Source organism: Anaeromonas gelatinilytica, from assembly GCF_016820635.1.
Taxonomy (GTDB): Bacteria; Bacillota; Clostridia; order Tissierellales; family SIT17; genus Anaeromonas; species Anaeromonas gelatinilytica.
In genome coordinates, this window is record NZ_WSFU01000059.1 from 1 (window position 1) to 2663 (window position 2663).

Genomic DNA, 2663 nt, shown 5'->3' on the forward strand with positions numbered 1-2663 from the left:
ATTTTTAAATGACCCTTAGTAATATAACAAATTTAATTTTATAAGTCAACATCTTTTTTATATTCATTAATTTTGTCATATTTAATTATTTTATATAATATACTATCTATTTTTTACTATCATAAAATATTTATTCAATAATATAATTATTTAAGAGGTGATTAAATGAAGCATGTTACTATAGTACAAGATTCAAAAGATAATAGTTTATTAAAAGAAAAAGTAAACTCTTGGATTGAAAAAAATAAAAAAAATATACTAAATATAATCAATATTGAATATACTAATACTAATTATATGTATGTAGCAACTATTACTTACGAAGAAAAAAACAAATAATATGACGATTGATTTAATAATAGACAAAAGAGGATATTTTTAATACAATATAGGCATAATTAAAGGAAATGAAAGGAATGTGATACAATGTCCGAAAAAATCAAAAGAAAAAATAGTCCCAAAAATAACTCTCCCGAAAATAAAAATAAACCTAATAATAATTCTTCTACACAAAAGTTCTTACTAGTATTGGGTATTATAATACTTTTATTATCATCATTTTTTATTGCTGCCATCTTTGCATCTAAAAATTATGAAGGAATTTTTAATTTTATAAAAAATAATATATTTTAAGCTAATAGAGCACTTATTCAAAAAAACAAATTAGGTAATCTCCTCATGGGTTTGAAGAATCTATTAAAGTAGAGCAAAATTAAGTAGATATTCTATTAGAATATCTACTTAATTAATTTTACTACCAGCCTCCTGATGCACCACCACCACCAGAAGAGCCTCCACCGCCAGATGATCCCCCACCACGGCCTGATCCTCCGCCTCTTCCTCTTCCTATACTTCTTATTAACATATAGGTCAAGAAACCATTAAAAAACCTAAAATCTATAAAAATAAAAACTATAATTAAGATAGCAATAATCAGCTTCTTAATATTACTCATACCACCATCTACTATATCTTCTGTGTCTTCATTTCTATATTCACTAGTATCTTCTTCACCTATACCTTCATATTCATTTTCTATTTCTCTTACTATTTCATTGAATGCAAGTCTTATTCCTTCATCATAATTACCCTGTTGAAAATTAGAAATAAGATAATCATCTCTTATGCGACCTACTTTACCATCAGGCAAAGCTCCCTCTAATCCATATCCAACTTCTATTCTTACTCTACTATCTTTGGGTGCTACTAATATAAGAACACCATTATCCTCTTCACTGCTTCCTATTTCCCACTCTCTAAAAAGTTCATTTGCAAACTCCTCAATACTACGTTCCTGTAAAGAATTGACTGTAGCTACTACTACTTGAGATCCATATTTACTATATATCTCGTTATTTACTGAAACTATATGATTTTCACTACTAGAATCTAAAATATTAGCTTCATCATATACATAAAATTCATGACTAGGCTCTGGGATGTCAAAATTATCTGCCCAAACTACATTAAAACTAAATATTATAAAAATTAATAGCAGTACACTAAATATTTTATTTTTACACATCTATATCACCTATTCAAAATTTACATCAGGCACTTCTGTATCCTCTTCTGATACCTCAAAATATTCTCTTTGTTCTATTCCAAATATTCCTGCCACTATATTTGTAGGAAATCTTCTAATCTTGCCATTTAAATCTCTTGCAGATTCATTATAATCTTTTCTTGCCACAGCAATCCTATTTTCTGTACCAGCTAATTCGTCTTGAAGTTGCATAAAGTTTTCATTAGATTTTAATTCTGGATATCTTTCTACAACTACATTAAGACCTTGTAATGCACCAGTAAGCTCTTGATTAGCATTAGCCAACTCTTCTGGAGAATCTGCTGCTACAACTCTAGATCTTGCTTCAGTTACTCCAACTAATATATCTTCCTCTTGAGCTGCAAATCCTTTCACTGTTTCTACAAGATTAGGAATTAAATCAGCTCTACGTTTCAATTGATTTTCTACTTGTGCCCAAGAGTTATTTACTTCCTCATCTAACGTAACTAAATTATTGTAATTTCCTGCAATAACTGCAATAGGAACACCTATTATAAGCACTATTATAACTATTATCATTATTTTTTTATTCATCTTTATCTCCCTTCCTAATTTTTAAAATCTAATTAAATCTTATTACCATTTACTATTATAGTCAATAGAAATTATTTTCCTCTCTCGTACATCTTATCATAGATCTTTTCTGGAACAAATAATCCTCCAGTAAGCCACATTATATGACTTCCTTCCCTATTATTTATAATAGGACCTTTAAGACTAGATACCGCTAATATTTCATTATATTTTATTTCTAATTTATTCTTCATATCATCAAATAACAATTTATTTGGATTTACCCATGCAATCGCCTCCATTCTTTTTATTTTATTTAATATTTTCTTACTATATTCATCCATATTCATCTGTCTATTACAAAATACAAATAGTGCCTTTTCAAAGGGATATAATTTAAACTGAGTTTGTACTATCATACTTAATCCATCTATACTTTTTCTAATGTCAGTTACTTCACAAGCTAAATATACTTTGTCTATTTTATCTATATTTAACACGACTTTATAATAACCTCAAAAATATTAGCTAAAGATACCTTATCATTGTTTGGAATATGAATTCTAGCTTTACCTATCTCAAT

4 protein-coding genes are annotated in these 2663 nt (G+C 27.7%); 1 reads left to right on the forward strand and 3 read right to left on the reverse strand.

Translation table 11 applies throughout. The features are described from left to right. Window positions 1–165 precede the first annotated feature (165 nt). On the forward strand, window positions 166–339 hold the full coding sequence (locus tag GOQ29_RS04545) for a hypothetical protein (RefSeq protein WP_203371456.1): 174 nt from the start codon (window positions 166–168) through the stop codon (window positions 337–339). 415 nt (window positions 340–754) lie between these two features. On the opposite strand, the gene GOQ29_RS04550 is transcribed toward GOQ29_RS04545, so the two are convergent. The 3 genes from GOQ29_RS04550 to tnpB form a co-directional block, all read right to left on the reverse strand. Beyond that, window positions 755–1525: a TPM domain-containing protein gene (locus GOQ29_RS04550; protein WP_203371457.1), complete on the reverse strand. Its 771-nt coding sequence runs from the start codon at window positions 1523–1525 to the stop codon at window positions 755–757. Window positions 1526–1534: 9 nt separating this feature from the next. Continuing rightward, a complete protein-coding gene (locus GOQ29_RS04555; protein WP_203371458.1) occupies window positions 1535–2101 on the reverse strand; it encodes a LemA family protein in 567 nt (188 codons plus the stop codon). Between the two features lie 71 nt (window positions 2102–2172). Beyond that, window positions 2173–2580 (reverse strand): IS66 family insertion sequence element accessory protein TnpB, encoded by a 408-nt coding sequence (gene tnpB / locus GOQ29_RS04560; protein ID WP_203371459.1) that lies wholly within the window; start codon window positions 2578–2580, stop codon window positions 2173–2175. Between the last annotated feature and the right edge of the window lie 83 nt (window positions 2581–2663).